Origin of the sequence: Streptomyces sp. TRM64462 (assembly GCF_013362995.1) — a bacterium.
Lineage (GTDB): Bacteria > Actinomycetota > Actinomycetes > Streptomycetales > Streptomycetaceae > Streptomyces.
Genome location: NZ_JABWDV010000301.1, coordinates 1 through 18,872 on the forward strand (window position 1 = coordinate 1; position 18,872 = coordinate 18,872).

The following is an 18,872-nucleotide window of genomic DNA, read 5'->3' on the forward strand; positions in this document are numbered from 1 at the left end:
GCCGCGTTGCCGAAACGCCCACGTGGCTCCGCCACGAGGGCGCTCCGGCGCCTTGCGATCGCACGCACCAGACGCCGCGGGGCCCGCCCTTCGGGCGGACGACGGGAATTGTCAGACAGCCCTAGGACGCGCGGGCGTCCATCAGCGTCTGGCCGACGTTCACGAACCCGGACCTCTGCGCCACCAGGCGGCCCTTCCGTACCACCTGGAACGTCACGCGGTCGTTCACGATCCTGGGGAACCCGGGCGTGCCCAGCATGTCCTCGTAGCGCCAGCGCAGGGCGGGCGTGAGGCCTCCGGTGTCGACCCTGAGGCCGCGGTCCAGGGTGAGGGCGATCCTGCCGGGTGTCACCTCCTCGTCGCCGATGGCCTCCACGACCTGGTGGAGGACCGTGTACGCGATCCAGGTGGTCTGGACGCCCGCGTCCGCCGGGTCGATCCGGTTGTCCCCGAACGCGTGCTCCTGGACGACCTGCTTCATCCGCGACCAGCGCGCGTCGCCCGCGTCCGGGTACCAGCCGGTGATGTACGCGCCCTCGAAGGGCCCGGACGCGCCGCCCGTGCGGTCGACGAGCATCTGGTCGACGCTGCCGAGCACGGACGAGACGCGGATGTCGCGGCCGTCCGTGGGCAGCCGCCGGAACGAGTCGAAGAAGTGCGCGGTGCGCTCCCCGAGCGCGGCCGTGACGCAGCCGCGCTCCTCGCCCGCGCGGGTCCGGGAGCGGCGGGCGACGGCGGTGTACTCGCCGGCGTCCTCCGCGGCCGGGATGTCGACGGCCTCCCGCCGGCTGCCGCGGGCGAGGCCGGAGTTGAGGAGGCGGTGCAGGTAGTCGCCGGCGATGGTGTCGGGACGGACGAGGGACACGCGCTCGCAGGCGCCCGCGAGCTGCATGCCGTTCCCGGCGAGCAGCGCGATCTGCCCGCCGTTGACGGGATAGGAGACGAAGCTGGTGAACTCCTCGTCGGAGAGTCCGTAGCCGCCGATGTACGGGATGTTCGCGGCCTCCAGCGGGGCCATGAAGGCGCGGCCGTGCTGGCTGTACGAGCCGACGACCGCGACCGCCTCTTCCTTGATCGCCTTGCGGGCGCAGGCCGCGGCGCCGGTGGCGGAGTTGCCTTCGTTGCAGGTGATCACGCGGAGTTCGTGGCCGTTGATGCCGCCCTCGCTGTTGACCCAGCGGGCGTAGGCCTCTGCCATGGCCGGCATGCCGGGCATGTTGGTGGCTTTGGTGCCTTCGGGAGCCCAGGTCATCACCGTGATGGGCGCCCTGGAGCCCCCCGTGGCTCCAGGGAGAGCACCACAGCCGGTGAGGAGGGACGCCGCGACGAGGGCGAGGGCCGTCGCGGCCCTGGTGGTCAGTGAGGTGGGAAAACGTCGCCTGCCGTTACCGGTCATGGACACGCACAATTCCGCCTCATGGGTAACGCGGAAGCGAGCGGGGCTCAACGCTGGGTGACGTCGAGGTGAATTACGAGGGGCGGGCACCGCGTACGGTGGGACACGTACGATCGGGCGGATGCCCCGATGCGCCGTACCCCTCCCGGGACACGCGCCGATAGCTCGTCCGGGCCGTCTCCGCAAGGACCGAGCCCACAAGGTGAACGCAGATGAACACTTCCCGTCGCGGCCGTCGCTCCTCCACCATGGGCGGCATGCCGCTCAACGACATGCCCTGGTGGCGCTGGCGCGCGAACGTGCGCTCGGCGCTGCACATGCTCTCCGACGCCCGCTTCCACGAGGAGTGCTGGCTCGCGGGCGCCGACGGGTACGGGGACGTGACCGACGCCGTGTACCGGCTGGTCGAGGACACCTGGCTGGACAACTGGTCGGCCGAGAAGTACGTCGGGACGATATTCCGCGACTCGGGCGAGGCCGCGCTCGTCGACGTGGCCGTGCTGCGGGTCCTGCGGATCATGCACCAGGTCGGTCCCGACGCGCCCGTGTCGGCGTATCTGAACCACCACGGCTGGCCCGAGGCCGTACGGGCCGCACGCGAGGCCCATGTGCGGCTCGCCGCCGCCGACGGCGAGGACCCGGACGAGCCGCCGCGGCCGCTGGAGGCCCTCCAGATCATGACCGGCGCCCGCTGAGCCGGCCTCCCGTCCGGCCGCCGCTCCGCGTGTCGCTCCGCGATGCCGTCCGCCTGCCGGACCGGCGCTCGGCGGGGCGCGCCGGTGTGGCATCCTGCAAGGATGACCGACCAGTACGTCCTCACGCTCTCCTGCCCGGACAAACAGGGCATCGTGCACGCCGTGTCGAGCTACCTGTTCATCACGGGATGCAACATCGAGGACAGCCAGCAGTTCGGGGACCGCGAGTCGGGCCTGTACTTCATGCGGGTCCACTTCTCGGCGGAGGCGCCGGTCACGGTCGAGAAGCTGCGGGCGAGCTTCGCCGCCGTCGGTGACTCCTTCGCGATGGACTGGCAGATCCACCGCGCCGACGAGCGCATGCGGATCGTGCTGATGGTCTCGAAGTTCGGCCACTGCCTGAACGACCTCCTCTTCCGCTCGCGCATCGGCGCCCTGCCGGTCGACATCGTCGCGGTGGTGTCGAACCACACGGACTTCGCGGAGCTCGTGGCGTCGTACGACATTCCGTTCCACCACATCCCGGTGACGAAGGACACGAAGGCGGAGGCGGAGGCGCAGCTCCTGGAGCTGGTCCGCAGCGAGAACATCGAACTGGTCGTGCTGGCCCGCTACATGCAGGTCCTGTCGGACGACCTGTGCAAGCAGCTCAGCGGCCGCATCATCAACATCCACCACTCGTTCCTGCCGAGCTTCAAGGGCGCCAAGCCCTACCACCAGGCGCACGCGCGCGGCGTGAAGCTGATCGGCGCGACGGCCCACTACGTGACGGCGGACCTCGACGAGGGCCCCATCATCGAGCAGGAGGTCGAGCGCGTCGGGCACGAGGTCACGCCGGAGCAGCTCGTCGCCGTCGGCCGCGACGTCGAATGCCAGGCGCTGGCCCGCGCGGTGAAGTGGCACGCGGAACACCGCATCCTGCTCAACGGCACCCGCACAGTCGTGTTCGCGTAGGACCCGCGCCGCCGGTCCCGCCTACATGCGGCTCAGCGACGCCGCGGCGAACAGTACGTCCTTGATGGCCTCGCGGTCGCCGTCCTGGCCTGCCGCCGCCTCCGTCGGTGAGATGTGGCCCGCCACCAGCCGGCAGAACTCCTCCGCGTCCAGCGCGATCTGGGCCACCTCGTGGTCGGGTGAGCCCAGCGCCGCGGGGGAGTCCAGGGCGATGAACCAGTGCCCGCCGCCCGCGCCCTCGATCTCCAGGTGCAGGGAGCGGCCCGGTGCGCCCGCCTCGACGAGGCCGCGCACGGGGGCGGCCAGCCCGGTGCGGCGCCGGTCGGCGAGGGCCGCGGGCAGCAGCCGCGCCGCCAGGTCGACCATCCGGTGCAGATGGGCGCCGCTCGGCGGCTCGTACGGGTAGTCGACGGCGGCCGCGATGTCCTCGGCGTGCACCCAGCACTCGAAGGCCCGGTCGAGCAGCGCGTCCCGCAGCGGCAGCGAGGAGTTCCCGTACGGCACGGACAGGTCCGCGACGCCGCGGCCCGCGAACGACACCGTACGGACCAGGGTGTGGGCCTGCTCGCGCCACGGGCCCCGCACGCACCGCGTGTGGGTGTGGTCGGCCGTCCGCCAGTACGCGTCGGTGCGGGCGCCCGGTTCCCGCGGGGCCGGGTCCGTCGCCGGGTGCAGCGGGTCGTCCAGGCCGAGCGCGGTGGCCACCAGGCCGTCCACGGCCAGCAGATGGCCCATCACGCCAGCGACCGTGGTGCTGCGGCTCACCGGCCGGTCGCCCTCGAACCACTTCAGCCGCACCGGCGCCGCCCACTCCGACTCCGCGATGTCCCGGAGCAGCGCGTCGAGCCGGGCGGTCTCCGCGTCGTACGGGCCCGCCCACTCCGGTACGGGGATACGGGCGGGGCGGCGGCCCAGGCAGTTCTCCAGGACCTGGGAGCGGAGCAGCGGGTCGAGGTCCAGGTCGCGCTCGCTGTGCAGCAGGGCGACCGCGTCCCGCAGCCGCAGCGCCTCGTCCGCGCAGGGCGCGCACTCGGTGAGGTGCGCCTCGACGGCGGCCGTCTCGTCGGCGGAGCACGCGGCGAGCGCCCACGCGCCGAGCAGCGACTTCAGCACCCCGTGCGACAACTGCGGCACCGGCACCGGCGGCTGGGCCTGCGGCTGTGGCTGCGCGTGCCGTGGCTGCGGTGGTTGCGGTGGCTGCGGCTGCGGTGGCTGCGGAGGCGCCAGGTCGTCGGCGGCATGGCGCGGTCCCGGTATGCGCGGCGCGCGGCCCGTGCCTTCGCGGCCGTCGCCACCCGTCCCGTCGCGGCCGCCGCCGTCCAACGGGCCGTTCACCGCGACCGTCCGTGTGCGGACGGCGGGGGACCGTCCAAGGGGCGTGTGTGCGCCGTGGACAGCAACTGGAGCCCGAGCCGCAGCCGCCGCCGCGCCTCGTCCTCCGTCACACCGAGGCGCGCGGCGGTCTGCCGGTAGTCACGCCGCTCGAAGTAGGCGAGCTCCAGGGCCTTGCGCAGCGGCGCCGGCATGGACGTGACGATGTAGTCGGCGCGCGCCGCGACCGCCGCCCGGCGCACCCGCTGCTCCAGCTCCTCCGTGGAGCCCTCGCCGCGCTCGGCGATCTCGCGGGTGCCGGTCTGGCGCAGCCGGTGCACGGCCTGGCGGCGGGTCAGCCGCGCGATCCAGGAGCGCATGGAACCTTCCTGCCGGGGGTCGAACGCGTCGGGGTTCTCCCATACGTACCCGAACACCTCCCGGGTGACCTGGTCGGCGGCCTCCTGGTTCTCCAGCACCAGGTGGGCGGTGTTGTGGACGAGCGAGGCGAACCGGTCGTACAGCTCGCCCAGTGCGGCCGCCTCGCCCCGCGCCAGCCGCTGCTGCATCTTGCGGTCCCAGCGCGGTGGTGTGTCCTTCGCCATACCTCGAATGTAATGCCCGGTCACCGCCGCGCACCCTGCTTTGTTCAAGTACCCGCCCGGACGGGGTGGCGATGGTAAGGATGCGGTCACGCCGCGCACGGAGTGTTTCACTTGAGCAGGACGGGGCAGCCGGGACGGGAAGAAGAGGCTCCGGATACCCCGGTGGGGGCGGATGCCGGCGGGCGGGGCGGGATGGACGAAGGGGTACGCGCTTGATGCTGAGGGTGGAGTGGGCCGAGCGCGGCACCTGGGACGTCCTGCACATCTCGGGTGAACTGGACCTCGTGTCCTCGGCGGTGGTGCGGCGGCGGGTGCACGACGTGGTCGCCGAGGGGCGCCACCACCTGGTGCTCGACCTGTCCGGCGTGCGGTTCTGCGACTCCAGCGGCGTGGGCGTGCTGATCGCGTCGCGCCGGCTGCTGCACTCCTGCAAGGGGATGCTGCGGCTGATCCTGCCGGCGCGGGGCGCCGTCGACGGCTCGCACGTGAACCGGGTGCTGGCGGCGCTCGGCGTACGGCGGCTGTTCGACGTGTACCCGGACGTGGCCGCGGCGACGGGCGTTGCTGCGGTGACGGGTAGGGCCGCGGTGACGGGCGGGGCCGGTGGTGGTGATGGCGCGGACGGTACGGATGGTGAGGACGGTGCGCCGCAGTCGCTGAGCGCCTGAGCTGAGCGCCTGAGAGGTGCATCCGTGCACCGTCCTGCGCCTCCCGGACGGCGGTGTTCCCGTCGTACTCTCCCGCCATGGACGACACAGAGGAGCTGTACCAGCAGCGGATCGCCTCCCGGTTCACCGCGCTCGACCAGGAGGGCAGCGGCTACATCTCCCGTGAGGACTTCCTCGTCGCGGCCCGGCGGCTGCTCACCGAGTTCGGCGTGCCGTACCGGTCTGACAGGGGGCAGGCGCTGTCGGAGGGCGCGGAGGCGTTCTGGCAGGGGCTCGCGGGCATCGCGGACGTGGACGGCGACCAGCGGGTGTCGCGTGAGGAGTTCGTGCACGGCGCGGTGAAGCGGCTGCGCGACAACCCGGAGCGGTTCGCGGAGATCGCCCGGCCCTTCGTCCGCGCCGTACTCGCGGTCGCCGGCGCGAACGGCGCCGGACCCGACGCGGCGGGACTGGAGCGGGCGCTGCGGGTGCTGGGCGTGGAGGCGCCCGCGGCCGCGCTCGCCGCACGGGAGCTGGAGGCGCGGGGGGACGGGCGGATCGAGGAGGAGGCCGCTGTCGCCGCGCTGGCGGGGTACTTCATGCTGGCGTGACGCGCGGGTCGCGATGACGCCGTGATGACACCGAGTGACGAGAAGGGCCGCATTTCGATACCGGGTCGTGTCCTGCGCGCCGCCCGTCGCAGGCGGGCGCGGGACCCCGCTCGGGTACGCTCCGTGGCGGACGCGCGGGGGTGGGGCGGCTGTTCGACTGCTCGGAGTGAGCGTCGCACAGTATGCACCAACCGTACTCCTTCACGCGGGAATATGCCCGAAGCGCTTGTTGCGGTGACTGTACGTCAACCATGCTGTCCCACAAGGAACGCTGTGAGGCGCGAGGCGATGTGTCCGCCGGTTCGGATGGTGTGAGCGGTGCAGGTGCTTCAGATTCAGTTGGAGGTCGGGCCCGAGCCCTCGGAGGTGGGACGGGCCCGTAGATGGGCGAGGTCACGACTGGCAGGGTCGGGGATAGCTGCCGACGAGCCGCTGACCGAGACCCTGGTGCTGCTCATCTCGGAGCTGGTCACCAACGCCGTGGTGCACACGGGCCGTCCGGCCGTGCTGCGGATGCTGTTCGGCCCGGGCGGTGCCGGGGCCGGCATCGTGCGCGTCGAGGTCGCGGACCGCAGTGCGGTCCCGCCGCAGCAGCGCAGGGCGGACGGCGGCGACACGCACGGCCGGGGCCTGGAGCTGGTCGACGGGCTCGCCGACCGGTGGGGCTGGCAGCCCGAAGGGGCCGGGAAACGTATCTGGTGCGAGGTCGACAGAAGCGCGCCGGTGTTCACGACCGTGGTGCACGATTCCGGTGCGTACGATCCGGCGCGCGCCGTCACAAATACCACGTAACGGTTATTTCCCTGAATACCTGTTGACGGGCGGTGTCCGCCTGATCACCCTTGGATCAGCGATTCGTGGCGAGGGGACGCCGAGGGCTTGACGCCCTCGGCGAGTGCGGGTCGTGAGAGCGGGTGGCGGCCGCCGTGCCGTGCTCGGGGCGCGCATACGCGAGCCGCCACCCGAAGAAGACGCCCTGCCGCACGCGGCTCACGCACGGGGCCGCGCGTCCGTGCCGTTTCCCTGGAACGTGCGGCGGTAGACCGTCGGCGGAACGCCGAGCGCGGCCTGTACATGCTGGCGCATCGACTGGGCCGTGCCGAAACCGGCGCGCCGGGCCACCTCGTCCATGGACAGGCCGGTCGACTCCAGGAGCTGGCGGGCCCGTTCGACGCGCTGGTGCGTCAGCCACTGGCCGGGGCTCACCCCGACCTCCTCACGGAACCTGCGCGTGAACGTCCGTACGCTCATCGCCTCGCGCGCCGCCAGGTCGCGGAGCTGGAGCGGCTCGTCGAGGCGGGTCAGCGCCCAGGCGCGGGCGCCCGCCGTCGTCGCGAGGCGCGGCTCGGGCACCGGGCGCCGGATGTACTGGGCCTGGCCGCCGTCCCGGTGGGGCGGGACGACCGTGCGGCGGGCCACCTCGTTGGCGACGGCCGCGCCGTGGTCGCGGCGCACGATGTGCAGGCACAGGTCGATCCCGGCGGCGACCCCGGCGGACGTGAGGACGTCGCCGTCGTCGATGAACAGCACGTCCGGCTCGACCCGCACCGAGGGGAACCGCCGCTGGAAGTGGTCGGCGGACGCCCAGTGCGTCGTCGCGGGCCGCCCGTCGAGGAAGCCGGCGGCCGCCAGCACGTACCCGCCCGTGCAGATGGAGACCAGGCGGGCGCCGGGCCGGATGTGCGCGAGCGCCGCCGCGAGTTCGTCGGTGAGCCGCCCCTCGTCGTACACCGGCCCCAGCTCGTACGAGGCGGGCACGACGACCGTGTCGGCGGTGGCCAGCGCCTCGGGCCCGTGTGCCACGTCGACCGCGAAGTCCGCGTCCGTGGGGACCGGGCCGGGGGCGAGGCCGCAGGTCACCGTCTCGTACAGGCGCTGCCCGGTCTCCGGGTCCTTGGCGCGGCCGAAGATCCGGTGGGGGATGCCCAGTTCGAAGGGGAGCAGGCCGGCGAGGGCGAGGACGGCGACACGGTGCGGGCGACGCTGCGGCATGGCCCGATCGTATCGAAACATGTCATCCGGGCCAGTGGTCCGGGTGACGCGGGGCGGACAGTCTGGTGGCCGTGAACAGGACAACCCTTCCCGAGCGGCCGGCAGAGCCCCGTGTCGCCACGCGCCGCGTCCGTCTTCCCCGCGTCCACCGGGCGTGGTCCGTCGCCGCCGTCACGTTCGTGACGATCGTCGGCGCGGCCGCCTTCGCGTCGTTGCCGGGACTGCTGATCGAGCCGCTGCACGAGGAGTTCGACTGGTCGCGCGGCACGATCGGCTTCGCGGTGTCGGTGAACCTGGCGCTGTACGGGCTGACGGCGCCGTTCGCGGCGGCGCTGATGGACCGGTTCGGCATCCGGCGGGTGGTGGCGGCCGCGCTGACGGTGATCGCGGCCGGGTCGCTGCTGACGGTGTGGATGACGGCGGCATGGCAGCTCGTGCTGTTCTGGGGCGTCCTCGTCGGCCTGGGCAGCGGCTCCATGGCGCTGGCGTTCGCGGCGACGGTCACCAACCGCTGGTTCACGGCGCGGCGCGGCCTGGTGACGGGCGTCCTCACGGCGGCCGGCGCGTCCGGCCAACTGGTGTTCCTGCCGCTGCTGTCGTGGCTGGTGGAGCACCAGGGCTGGCGCCCGGCGGCGGTGACGGTCGCGCTGTCGGCGCTGGCGGTGGTGCCGTTCGTGTGGCTGCTGCTGCGCGACCACCCGGCGGACGTGGGGCTGGCGCCGTACGGTGCGGAGACCGCCGTCCCGAAGCCGGAGCCCGTGCCGGGCGCGGCGCGGCGGGCGGTGCGGGTGCTGCTGCGGGCGGCCCGCACGGGCCCGTTCTGGCTGCTGGCCGGCACGTTCGCGATCTGCGGGGCGTCGACGAACGGCCTGGTCAAGACCCACTTCGTGCCGGCCGCCCACGACCACGGCATGCCCATCACGGCGGCCGCGTCGCTGCTCGCCGTGATCGGGGTCTTCGACGTCGTGGGCACGGTCGCGTCGGGCTGGTTCACGGACCGCTTCGAGGCGCGACGGCTGCTGGCCGTGTATTACGCGCTGCGCGGCGTCTCGCTGCTGTTCCTGCCGATGCTGCTGGCACCGAGCGTCGAGCCTCCGATGATCTTCTTCATCGTCTTCTACGGCCTGGACTGGGTGGCCACCGTGCCGCCGACGATCGCCCTGTGCCGCGAGCACTTCGGCGACGACTCGGCCATCGTCTTCGGCTGGGTCCTCGCCTCCCACCAGGTGGGCGCCGCACTCGTCGCCTTCCTGGGCGGCGCCGCGCGGGACGTGTTCGGCTCGTACGACGTGGTCTGGTACGCCTCCGGCGCACTGTGCGCGGCAGCGGCCCTGATGGCCCTGGTGATCCGACGGCGGCCGGTGGGGACCGGTGCGGCGGTCTGACGGCCGGGGAGGGATGATCCTCGGCAGGAGTCGGGGGGAGGCCGAGGAGATGGACCGACAGATTCCGGAGCGGGCCGACGATCCGGAGGCGGGGCGGAGCCGGAGCGCGGGAAACCGGCGGCGGGGCGCGCTGCTGACGTCGACGGCGGCGCTGTGCGTCGAGGCGGGCGTCGCCGTGGTGGTGGCCATTGCGTACGGGGCGACGCGGGAAAGCCCGGAGAGTGCGGGGCCGAACGCGTTCGCGGTCGTCCTGATGCCGGTGCTCGCGCTGTTCGGTGCGGTGATCGGCCTTGCCGTCAGCCTGGTGCTGGTGCTGCCCATGGTGGAGCTGGGCCGGCGCATCACGACGCGGGTCGCGGGGCGGGACGCCTGGTGGGGAGTGCCGGTGGTGTCGGCGGTCGGCACAGCCGTACCGGCGGTCGGCCTGGCACTGTGGGCGGGCGCGGGCCCCGCGGGGGTGGCGTGGACGTGGCTGGTGGCCGCGGCGGTGCCGGTGGTGCCGGGGCTGCTGGCGCGCCTGGAGCATGCGAGGGCGCGCGCGTTCCAGTGGTGGCAGTTCGTCCTGAGCACGCTGGTGTACGGAACGGGTGCCGTGGTCGCGGCTGTCGTCCTGTGCGTCCTCGCCTTCACCACGGGCCTCGCCGAGGAGTACCAGCCGCCACGGCTCACCCCGGAACGGCTGGTCGGCGTCTGGTCCGACGGACGCGGCGGCACGCTCCGTTTCGCTGCGAACGGCACGGTCGCGGCGGCCGGTCTCGACCAGTACGCGACGGACATCGGCGGACCCTCCCGGCGGACGGTCGTCGAGGAGTGCGACGGCGAGGGAACGTGGACCTACGAGACGGGCGACGGCGGTACGCGGACCCAGGAGGTGCGGGTCTCGGTCGACGGCTGCGCGTCGGAGTCGTGGAGCGTCGGCGGACGGCCGGGGCGGATGACGCTCTACACGTACATCGGCGACCCGGACTCAGGGGACCTGTATCTGCTGCGGCACGAGGGGTAGGCGGGCCGGGGTCACCTCGGGAAGGCGGGGGTGGGGCCCGTCGGGAGCCCTGGACGGCCATGGACCGCCACGGTGTCCAGGGCTATGGCGCCCTGGCCTCGGTCCAGGACCACCAGGGGGTCGATGGTCAGGGTCGTGAGGTCGTCGGAGAGTTCCAGGGCCATGCGCTGGGCGCGGAGCAGGACCTCCACCAGGGCGTCCACGTCCAGGGGTGGGCCGCCTCGGGGGCCGTTCAGGAGGGCGCGGGCGCGGAGTTCGCCGAGCATCGCGCGGGCGTCGGGCTCGCCGAACGGGGGGATCCGTACCGCCGTGTCCCGCAGGCACTCCAGGTCGCCGCCGAGGCCGACGGTCACCACCGGGCCGAACACCGCGTCGTGCGTGATGCGGACCGCCAGCTCCACGCCCCGCGGGACGAGTTGGCAGACCAGCACCCCGTCCAGGGCTATCCCCTCGTAACGGGCCGTCTCGGTCAGATGCCGGTACGTGTCCCTGACCTGGCTCGCCGAGGTCAATCCGGCGCGGACCGCGCCCCGTTCGGGCTTCCGGGGCGCCGACGCCTTCAGCACCACCGGGTAGCCGACCTGCGCCGCCGCGCGCACGGCGGCCGCCGCGCTGGTCACGAGCTGCTGGCGCGGGACGCGGATGCCGTACGCGCGCAGGAGCTGTTTCGCCGTGTGCTCGCTGAGCCTGCCGCCGGGGCCGCCCGGCACGGCCGGTTCCAGCAGGGCGTGTGCCTTGCGGAGGGACGGCGACGGGGTGCGCGGTGCCTCGTCGAAGGGGGAGCGGTAGGCGGTGGTGAAGGTGTGGTGGTTCAGGTACGCCCGGACGGCCGCCACGCAGTTGCCCGCCGTACGGAACGTCGTCACGCGCGGCGAGCCCAGCAGCGTCGTGCGGTACGCGGGTTCCGTGCCGGACGGGGAGCCCCACACCACGCACACCGGCTTGTCGGTCGCCTCGGCCGCCGCGACCAGGTCCCGCGCCAGCCGGTCGGTGCGGGGCGGGTCCGGGGCCGGGACGGGGCAGATCAGGACGGCGACCGCCGGGTCGGTCAGGAGACTGTCGAGTGCGTCCGCGCGGTGCGTGGCGTTCAGACCCGCGGCCCTGGCCAGTTCCGCCAGGTGCGTGCCCGCGCCCGCGGCGTACGGGGCGTGGACGGCGACCGTGCCGGCCCCGGGCGTGGGGCGGCGGGCCCGCGCCAGGAACGTGGCCGTGTCCTGGAGCTGGTCGGGCGCGTCCACCCGTACGACGCCGAACTGCCGTAACGCGGCGTCCATCACCGGCGTCCGGCCGCCCGTGACCAGGGCGACCACGGGGACACCGCGCCGGGCGGCGTGGTCGACGGCGAGCAGGAAGCCGCGGCCGTCCCGGACGCCCTCCACATGGCAGGCGATGGCGCCCACGCCCGGCTGTTCGGCCAGGTAGGCGATGGCGTCGGCGGTCGTCGGGGCCGGTCTGTGCGCTTCCGCTTCCTCTTCTGTTTCCTCGACGGTGATCTCGTGTGTGAGGCGGACGCCCACGTCCCCGAGGGCGTGCAGGGCCCGGGCCTGGTCGGCGGAGCGCGTGACGACGGCGACGCCTGGCCCTCCCGGTCCGCCGGGCCCGTCGCGGCGCGGGAACAGCGGGTCCAGGTCCGGTACGGGGGCCCGCAGCGGCCGGCCGCTGACGTCGAGGCAGCCGCCGGCCGATGAGGCCCGGCCGCAGGCGGCCGCCATACGGGCGTGGACGTCGGAGGTGAAGGTGCCGTGGGTCGATCCAAGCATCGGTCCGCCGCTCCTGCTCGTCGTCGTCTTCTTCTTCCGATCCGGAATGAATAGCTGACGCTTTGTCAGGTTAGCGAACTGATGAGATCTCAGAAATACTCGGGAGTAGGGTTGTTGTCGTTTCTGTGCTTCGGGGCGGGCTCGCGGCGGCCGGTGCTCCGCTCGCTCAGCGCGGCAGGCTCACCGGCGGGACCGCCGCACGGGGCGGACGGATGCCGCCCGCCGAACGGCGCCCGGCCGTCGCCTGTTCCGGCAGTAGCGCGACCCCGGCGGCCGTGCCCGCCCGGCGGCGGGCCGTGGCGGCGACCGCGCGGGCGATCCGGCGTGCGTCGAGGCCCAGTTCGCGGAGCCCGCCGCTCAGCGGCTGCGTGAAGCCCGTGAAGTACAGGCCCGGCGCCTTCGCCGCCGTACGGGAACCGTGCACCACCGGGCGCCCCGCGGCGTCCAGGACGCCCAGGTGGCCGACCAGGCGCTCCAGGGCGCGGCGGTAGCCGGTCGCCGCGATCACCGCGTCCGGCCGGATCCGGGACCCGTCCGCCAGCAGGACCTCGTCGTCGTCCCCGAACGCCTCCACCGCCGCGACCGGCTCGACGCCCCCGCGCCGCACCGCGTCGACGAGCCCCGTGTCGTACACCGGGAGCGCCCCGTCACGGCGCAGCCGCGCGTACGGCCCCGTGGCCGGGCGCGGCAGCCCGTACGCCGACAGGTCCGGCACCGTCAGCCGCTGGAGCACCCGCAGCAGCCGGTCGGCCGCCCACACCGGCAGGCGCCGCACCAGGACGCCCGTCGCCTGCGCGGGCCAGCCGGCCACGGAACGGCGCACGACGTGCGGCACCGTGCGGACGGCGAGCCGCACCCGGGCGGCGCCGCCCGCGGCCAGGTCGACGGCTATCTCCGTGCCGCTGTTGCCCGCGCCCACCACCAGCACGTCCTTGCCCGCGTACGGGGCGGCGGACTGGTACGTCCCCGAGTGCCGCAGCTCGCCGGTCCACGTGGCGGCACCGGCCGGGTCCGGCAGCAGCGGCGCCCGGTGGCGTCCGGTCGCGACGACCACCACCCGGCTGGTGAGCCGCCGCCCGCCCGTCGCGTGCAGCAGCCACCCGTCCGTGCCGTCCGCGCGGTCGATGCGGAAGACCTCCACGCCCGTCACGATCTCCAGGTCGTGCACCTCGACGTACTTCTCCAGGTACCTGACCATGTCGTCGCGCGACACCCATCGCCCGAACGACCGGGGCATCGGCAGGCCGGGCAGCGCCGACATCCGCCGCGTCGTGTGCAGCCGCAGCCGGTCGTAGTGGCCGCGCCAGGCCGCCGCGACGCTCCCGGACCTCTCCAGGACGACGGCCCGCACACCGCGTGCGCGCAGCGCGGCGGCCGCGGCGAGCCCGCCGGGACCCGCGCCGACGACGTACACGGGCGGGCCGAGGAGGGGGACGGAACGGACGGATGCAGGGGCCATGGAAGCTGAGCGTAATGCGCGCTTTTGTTGTTGGGTCCCGGTCAAGACGGAAATCGGTTGCAAAAGGATCACGAAACCGCCCGGTTCCCCGCAACCGTCCGCCGGTGGCGCGCACCGCGGCGCGCCCCACGGGCCCCCGCGCCGGGGCGGCTCCCGGTGCGCGCACGTCCGCCGACGCGCGCACGTGTCCCGGCGCGCGCACGTGTCCCGACGTGCGCACGTGTCCCGGCGCGCGCACCTCTCCCGGCGCGCGCACCGCTCCCGCGGCGCCTACTTCGGGGTCACCGCCGCCTCGACCTCCTCGAAGGTCCGGGTGTCGACGAGCCCGGTGTCCTCCAGGACCTCCAGGTGGTCGAGGACCGTCTGGTTCGCCTGGCGGGCGTGCCGCCGGATGAGGTCGTTCTGCGTGGCGGCGCGTACCTCGCCGATGGTGGCGAAGATCTTCCCGTGCGACGCGCGCAGCAGGTTGGCGAAGAGCCGGTCGAACTCCGCGCCCCGCGCGGCCTCCATCTGCCGTACGAAGCCCTGCTGCTCCTCGGTCGCCTGGTCCGGGAGCTCCACGCCGAGGATGCGGGCGTCCTCGCGGACGAGCTGGTCGAGCTTGCTGTGCCCGTCGATGAGGTGCAGTCCGGCGCGCTTCACGGCCTCGCTCGCGGCGTGCGTCTGGGCCAGCCGCCCGGCCGGTATCTCCCACAGGCCGGCCTGCCGCACCTGCACGAGGAAGGTCCGGTCCACGTCCGTGACCCGCATGGGGCCGTGCTGCTGCCGCTGTTGCCCGCCCGCCGCCGAGCCGGGGCCGTCGGCGCCGCCGGTGGCCCCGACGGCCCCGTGGGCGCTGCCGTAGCCGCCGTCGTTGCCGCCGTGGCCGGCGCTCTGCGGTACGGCGGCTCCGGCGGCCGCTGTCTGCTCGGCCGCCGCTTCCTCACCCCCCGCCCGTACGACGAGGAACACCGCGACGAGCGCGGCGCACAAGGAGGCGACGGCGGCGAGTGCCCGCCGGGAAACTCGGGGTCGCACGGCACGTCGGTTCGGATACATGGATCCCTCCCGGGTCGGCACGGAGAACACGAAGTCCGTTCGTTCGCGTCGGCCAGGGATACGGATGTGACGGCCGGGGCGTTCACGGCCAGAGAAGCTGCTTCGTCCAGGCGCCGTCCGGGGTGCGGGTGTAACGGAGGCGGATGTGGCGGCGGGCGGTGTCGCCCTGGAAGAACTCGACCTCGCGGGCGGTGAGGAAGTACAGCGTCCAGGTGGGTGCGTGCGCGGTGGGTTCGCCGTGGGCGCGGTTCCACGCCGCCTCGCTCGCCCGCGCCAGGGCGTCCACGGACGGCAGCGGTTCGCTCTGGTGGCCCACCAGGGCCGCGGCGAGGGCACCCGTCGAACGGGCGTGGAGGTCCTCGTACGCCTCCTCGGGCGTACCGGGCGTGACAGGGCCCCGGACGCGGACCTGGCGCGCCTGGACCGGCCAGTAGAAGCCGAGCGCGGCGTTCGGGTGTGCGGCGAGCTGGCGGCCCTTGGCGCTGGTGGCGTGGGACGCGAAGTGCCAGCCGCGCTCGTCGGCGCCGTGCAGCATCACCGTACGGACGTCGGGGTCGCCGTGCTCGTCGACCGTGGCCAGGTGCGGGGTGTGCGGCTCGGCCTGGCCCGCCCGCGCGGCCGCCACGAACCACGTACGGAACAGGGGCAGCGGACTGTCCGGGGCGCCGTCCGGGTCGAAGACCGGGAGGGGCGCGTCCCAGACGCGGAGCGAGCGGAGCGTCGTCTCGAAGGCGTCGTCGGGCATGGGCCCATCATCCGCGCCGGCGGCCGCAGGACACCGGGCAGGGGGGAGGGGGCACTGAGCAGGGGGGGCGCCGGCGACGGCCGCGAGGGCCGCCGCAGGCGTGACAGGACGTGAGGAACGGCGGCCGCTGGGCGGGCGGATGCGCGCGACGGCGCGCGACGGCGGGCGGGGAGAGGCGCGTTACGTCGCCGGCCCGGCCGGCGTCGGCCGGCGTCGGCCGGCGTGCTGCGACGGCGCCTCGGCAGGCGCCTTGGCAGGCTCCCGGCCGGCTGCTTCGTCGGCTACTTCGCCGGCTTCTTGCCCGTGATGCCCAGGTGGACCAACAGCGCCAGGTTCGGCCGGAGTTCGGCCGCCTTGACGCCCCACGTCTGGAAGCCCTTCTGGTGCGACGCGGCGCCGACCAGCATCACGACCATCGCGCCCGCGACCGCCGCCGGGTTCACGTCCTTGTCGACCCTGCCCTTCGACTGCAGTTCCTTCACCGCGTCCGTCAGGGGATTGGTCACCGCGTTCAGGACCTTCATGCGGATCTTGTAGAACCGCTTGTCGCCCTCCGCGGCCCCGAGATCCACGACGCGGAGAATCGCGTCGTGCCGCCGCCAGAAGTCCAGGAACCCGTCGACGAGGTCCTCCGACGTCTGCCGGGCGGCCTTTCCCGCCCAGGAGCGGCCGGAGACCAATTCGGTCAATTCAGCGCCCTCCTTGGCCATTTCCTCGGCGATTTCGAGGACGGCGCCCTCGACGTCCGGGAAATACTGATAGAAGGTCGCAGGTGAAGTGCCCGCCCGCCGGGCCACGTCGATGACTTTGACGTCCCGGTACGGCGAGGAGCTGAGCATCTCGCTGAGGCAGTCGAGCAGCTTCTGCCGCGTCGCCTGACCGCGTCGACCGGCCACGCGGCCGTCGACGGTGCGTACTTGTCCTGTCATGCCGTCAGCTTACCGACGGGTGATCGGGGCGCGATTCGGCCGACTGCAAATGGGGTGCGGCCCCGTGCGCCGCCCCGCCGCGGACCCCCTTCAGACCCGCTTTAGACCTGCTTCAAACCCGCTTCAAACCCGCTTCGGACCCGCTTCCGACCCGCTCCGAACGCGCCCGGGACTCATTCGGGTCCCGTGCGCTTGATCATCCACGCGCATACACCCAATAGGCTTATTAACAGCCTGTGGAAAACATCGGTGGACAAGCTCCCCTCGCCCTCCTCCCACCTGCCATATGGGCCTATGTGATCGTTCTTCCCGCTGTTCTGCCCCCGCTCTTCCTCTGCGCCCCGCACGTCTCCGCATTAGCGTGACGATCGACGTACGGTCCGTACGCAGGAAGGAAGCACGCCCATGGCCGCGACGACGGAGGCGAAGGCGGAGGGCACGCCGTGCTGGGCGGACGCGATGCTCCCCGACCTCGAAGCAGGCAAGCGCTTCTACGGCGAGCTGTTCGGCTGGACGTTCACCGACAGCGCCGAGACCCCCGTCCCGTACGCCACCGCGTTCAGCGAGGGCCTGCGCGTCGCCGGGCTCGCCGCCAAGCAGGACGGCCGGATGCCCACCGCCTGGGGCGTGTACGTCGCGGCCGCCGACGCCGTCGCCCTCGCGGCGCGCGTCGAGGAGGTCGGCGGCCGGGTCATCACCCGGCCCGTACGCGTCGGCTCCGCCGGCATCACGGCCCTCGTGGCCGACCCGGGCGGCGCCGTGTTCGGGCTCTGGCAGGCGGAGACGCAGGCGGGCTTCGAGAAGCAGGGCCGCCCCGGCTCCTTCTGCTGGACCGAGGTGTACACGCGGGCCCGTGACAAGGACGCCGTCGACGCCTTCTACGAGACGCTCTTCGGCTACCGCACCCGCGACCTCGACGACCCGTCCGTCGACTTCCGCGTCTGGTCGCCGGCGAGCGCGGCGGAGCCGAGCGACGACACGGCGATCGGCGGGCGCAGCGTCATCGGGGCCGCCTTCCCCGCCGAGATGCCGGCCCACTTCCTCGTGTACTTCGCCGTCGACGACTGCGACGACGCCGTCGCCACCGCCGTACGCCTCGGCGGCCGCGTCACCGAGGAGCCCTTCGACACGCCGTATGGCCGGATCGCGCTCATCACCGACAACCAGGGCGCCGCCTTCGCCGTACTCGCGGAGCCGAGAGCCGCCTGAGGAGTACGGAGAAGTACGCGTCAGGGCTGTTGCCAGGGCTTCTGCCCGCGCTTCCGGCAGCGCCCGCCAGGAGCGGGATCCAGCCGGAACGTCCGTCGCTCGCGCCCCGCCGGCCCCTCACGGGGGTGTCCGGATCCGGGTGAGACACCCCGATCCGCCCCCGGGTTCGCAACCGCCGCCCCGGACAGGAAGAATCAGGGGGCACAGGGCCGTACCCTCATGGCCCTGACGGGGAGGTGGCAGGCAAGTGGAGCAGCTGACGCAGCACGACCCGAGACGGATCGGCCCGTTCGAGGTGCTGGGCCGGCTCGGCGCCGGCGGTATGGGCCTGGTCTATCTCGCACGCTCGGCGTCCGGCCGGCGCGTCGCGATCAAGACCGTACGGACCGAGCTCGCCGAGGACCAGCTGTTCCGTGTCCGCTTCACGCGCGAGGTCGAGGCCGCGCGCGCGGTGTCCGGTTTCTACACGGCGGCCGTCGTCGACGCCGACCCGCGCGCCGCCGTGCCGTGGCTGGCCACCGCGTACGTACCGGCCCCGTCGCTCGAGGAGATAGTGAACGAGTGCGGGCCGCTGCCCGCGCCGGCCGTGCGCTGGCTGGCGGCCGGGGTCGCCGAGGCCCTCCAGTCCATCCACGGGGCCGGCCTCGTCCACCGCGACCTCAAGCCGTCCAACGTGCTCGTCGTCGAGGACGGGCCGCGCGTCATCGACTTCGGTATCGCGTCCGGCGTCTCCAACACCCGGCTGACCATGACCAACGTCGCCGTCGGTACGCCCGCCTACATGTCGCCCGAGCAGGCGCGGGACTCGCGGAGCGTGACCGGCGCGAGCGATGTCTTCTCGCTCGGCTCGACGCTCGTCTTCGCCGCGACCGGACACGCGCCGTACCACGGGGCGAACCCGGTCGAGACGGTGTTCATGCTGCTCCGCGAGGGCCCCGACCTGGAGGGCCTGCCCGACGAGCTGCGCCCGCTGATCGACTCCTGCATGCAGACGGACGCGACGCACCGTCCGACGCCCGCCGACCTCCAGGCCCAGCTCGCGCCGCACCTGTTCGCGGGCGGCGACGACAGCGGTACGGCGTCGGCGTGGCTGCCGGCGCGGGCGACCGCGATGATCGAGCAGCGCCGTGGCG

Annotated in this window: 16 protein-coding genes and 2 pseudogenes; 9 read left to right on the plus strand and 9 right to left on the minus strand. The window is 73.5% G+C overall.

Annotated features, from left to right (window positions below; translation table 11 throughout):
- Positions 1-121 precede the first annotated feature (121 nt).
- Positions 122-1,396, minus strand: coding sequence for an ABC transporter substrate-binding protein (locus HTZ82_RS14310; protein ID WP_175409763.1), 1,275 nt, complete (start codon positions 1,394-1,396; stop codon positions 122-124).
- Between the two features lie 248 nt (positions 1,397-1,644).
- On the opposite strand from HTZ82_RS14310, the gene HTZ82_RS14315 reads away from it, so the two are divergent.
- Together HTZ82_RS14315 and purU are read left to right on the plus strand one after the other, a co-directional pair.
- Positions 1,645-2,091 (plus strand): hypothetical protein, encoded by a 447-nt coding sequence (locus HTZ82_RS14315; RefSeq protein WP_175409764.1) that lies wholly within the window; start codon positions 1,645-1,647, stop codon positions 2,089-2,091.
- Between the two features lie 102 nt (positions 2,092-2,193).
- Positions 2,194-3,045, plus strand: a complete 852-nt coding sequence (gene purU / locus HTZ82_RS14320) for a formyltetrahydrofolate deformylase (RefSeq protein ID WP_175409747.1) — start codon at positions 2,194-2,196, stop codon at positions 3,043-3,045.
- 21 nt (positions 3,046-3,066) lie between these two features.
- Here purU and HTZ82_RS14325 read toward each other — a convergent pair whose 3' ends face one another.
- Both HTZ82_RS14325 and HTZ82_RS14330 read right to left on the minus strand, forming a co-directional pair.
- Positions 3,067-4,380, minus strand: a complete 1,314-nt coding sequence (locus tag HTZ82_RS14325; RefSeq protein WP_175409748.1) for a zf-HC2 domain-containing protein — start codon at positions 4,378-4,380, stop codon at positions 3,067-3,069.
- Entirely contained in the window at positions 4,377-4,961 is a 585-nt protein-coding gene (locus HTZ82_RS14330; protein WP_175409749.1) for an RNA polymerase sigma factor, read from the minus strand. Before HTZ82_RS14330 ends, HTZ82_RS14325 begins: the two co-directional genes overlap by 4 nt.
- Positions 4,962-5,176: 215 nt before the next feature.
- Here HTZ82_RS14330 and HTZ82_RS14335 point away from each other — a divergent pair.
- The 3 genes and pseudogenes from HTZ82_RS14335 to HTZ82_RS14345 all read left to right on the plus strand — a co-directional run.
- Positions 5,177-5,521, plus strand: a pseudogene (locus HTZ82_RS14335) (STAS domain-containing protein); the annotation flags it as partial.
- A 185-nt stretch (positions 5,522-5,706) separates the two neighbouring features.
- On the plus strand, positions 5,707-6,219 hold the full coding sequence (locus tag HTZ82_RS14340) for an EF-hand domain-containing protein (protein ID WP_175409751.1): 513 nt from the start codon (positions 5,707-5,709) through the stop codon (positions 6,217-6,219).
- A gap of 318 nt (positions 6,220-6,537) precedes the next feature.
- Positions 6,538-7,011: an ATP-binding protein gene (locus tag HTZ82_RS14345; protein ID WP_175409752.1), complete on the plus strand. Its 474-nt coding sequence runs from the start codon at positions 6,538-6,540 to the stop codon at positions 7,009-7,011.
- A 198-nt stretch (positions 7,012-7,209) separates the two neighbouring features.
- Here HTZ82_RS14345 and HTZ82_RS14350 read toward each other — a convergent pair whose 3' ends face one another.
- The gene (locus HTZ82_RS14350) at positions 7,210-8,211 is read right to left on the minus strand and encodes a GlxA family transcriptional regulator (RefSeq protein ID WP_175409753.1); all 1,002 of its coding nucleotides are present in this window, start codon (positions 8,209-8,211) and stop codon (positions 7,210-7,212) included.
- Between the two features lie 71 nt (positions 8,212-8,282).
- Between HTZ82_RS14350 and HTZ82_RS14355 the strand changes: the two genes are divergently transcribed.
- Together HTZ82_RS14355 and HTZ82_RS14360 are read left to right on the plus strand one after the other, a co-directional pair.
- Complete coding sequence (locus tag HTZ82_RS14355) at positions 8,283-9,596, plus strand: MFS transporter (protein ID WP_175409754.1); 1,314 nt, start codon at positions 8,283-8,285, stop codon at positions 9,594-9,596.
- 49 nt (positions 9,597-9,645) lie between these two features.
- Positions 9,646-10,599 (plus strand): hypothetical protein, encoded by a 954-nt coding sequence (locus HTZ82_RS14360; protein ID WP_175409755.1) that lies wholly within the window; start codon positions 9,646-9,648, stop codon positions 10,597-10,599.
- 11 nt (positions 10,600-10,610) lie between these two features.
- Here the strand turns inward: HTZ82_RS14360 and HTZ82_RS14365 are convergent.
- The 5 genes and pseudogenes from HTZ82_RS14365 to HTZ82_RS14385 form a co-directional block, all read right to left on the minus strand.
- Positions 10,611-12,128, minus strand: a pseudogene (locus tag HTZ82_RS14365) (acetate--CoA ligase family protein); the annotation flags it as partial.
- Between the two features lie 397 nt (positions 12,129-12,525).
- On the minus strand, positions 12,526-13,818 hold the full coding sequence (locus tag HTZ82_RS14370; RefSeq protein WP_175409757.1) for an NAD(P)/FAD-dependent oxidoreductase: 1,293 nt from the start codon (positions 13,816-13,818) through the stop codon (positions 12,526-12,528).
- Positions 13,819-14,088: 270 nt separating this feature from the next.
- Complete coding sequence (locus tag HTZ82_RS14375) at positions 14,089-14,835, minus strand: DUF4142 domain-containing protein (RefSeq protein ID WP_309235471.1); 747 nt, start codon at positions 14,833-14,835, stop codon at positions 14,089-14,091.
- Between the two features lie 103 nt (positions 14,836-14,938).
- Positions 14,939-15,601, minus strand: a complete 663-nt coding sequence (locus tag HTZ82_RS14380; protein WP_175409759.1) for a pyridoxal 5'-phosphate synthase — start codon at positions 15,599-15,601, stop codon at positions 14,939-14,941.
- Between the two features lie 281 nt (positions 15,602-15,882).
- Positions 15,883-16,530 carry a TetR family transcriptional regulator gene (locus tag HTZ82_RS14385; protein WP_175409760.1) on the minus strand — a complete coding sequence of 216 codons (648 nt, stop codon included), beginning with the start codon at positions 16,528-16,530 and terminating at the stop codon, positions 15,883-15,885.
- A gap of 405 nt (positions 16,531-16,935) precedes the next feature.
- Here HTZ82_RS14385 and HTZ82_RS14390 point away from each other — a divergent pair, with 405 nt between their 5' ends.
- Positions 16,936-17,739, plus strand: a complete 804-nt coding sequence (locus HTZ82_RS14390; RefSeq protein WP_175409761.1) for a VOC family protein — start codon at positions 16,936-16,938, stop codon at positions 17,737-17,739.
- Between the two features lie 247 nt (positions 17,740-17,986).
- On the plus strand, positions 17,987-18,872 hold an 886-nt coding region (locus HTZ82_RS14395; protein WP_175409762.1), incomplete at its 3' end, for a serine/threonine-protein kinase.

Bases quoted from the DNA above. Each gene is read 5' to 3' on its own strand.
- HTZ82_RS14350 (WP_175409753.1), bottom strand. From the start codon at position 8,211: ATGCCGCAGCGTCGCCCGCACCGTGTCGCCGTCCTCGCCCTCGCCGGC.
- HTZ82_RS14370 (WP_175409757.1), bottom strand. From the start codon at position 13,818: ATGGCCCCTGCATCCGTCCGTTCCGTCCCCCTCCTCGGCCCGCCCGTG.
- HTZ82_RS14385 (WP_175409760.1), bottom strand. From the start codon at position 16,530: ATGACAGGACAAGTACGCACCGTCGACGGCCGCGTGGCCGGTCGACGC.
- HTZ82_RS14390 (WP_175409761.1), top strand. From the start codon at position 16,936: ATGGCCGCGACGACGGAGGCGAAGGCGGAGGGCACGCCGTGCTGGGCG.
- purU (WP_175409747.1), top strand. From the start codon at position 2,194: ATGACCGACCAGTACGTCCTCACGCTCTCCTGCCCGGACAAACAGGGC.
- HTZ82_RS14330 (WP_175409749.1), bottom strand. From the start codon at position 4,961: ATGGCGAAGGACACACCACCGCGCTGGGACCGCAAGATGCAGCAGCGG.
- HTZ82_RS14340 (WP_175409751.1), top strand. From the start codon at position 5,707: ATGGACGACACAGAGGAGCTGTACCAGCAGCGGATCGCCTCCCGGTTC.
- HTZ82_RS14380 (WP_175409759.1), bottom strand. From the start codon at position 15,601: ATGCCCGACGACGCCTTCGAGACGACGCTCCGCTCGCTCCGCGTCTGG.
- HTZ82_RS14315 (WP_175409764.1), top strand. From the start codon at position 1,645: ATGGGCGGCATGCCGCTCAACGACATGCCCTGGTGGCGCTGGCGCGCG.
- HTZ82_RS14360 (WP_175409755.1), top strand. From the start codon at position 9,646: ATGGACCGACAGATTCCGGAGCGGGCCGACGATCCGGAGGCGGGGCGG.
- HTZ82_RS14310 (WP_175409763.1), bottom strand. From the start codon at position 1,396: ATGACCGGTAACGGCAGGCGACGTTTTCCCACCTCACTGACCACCAGG.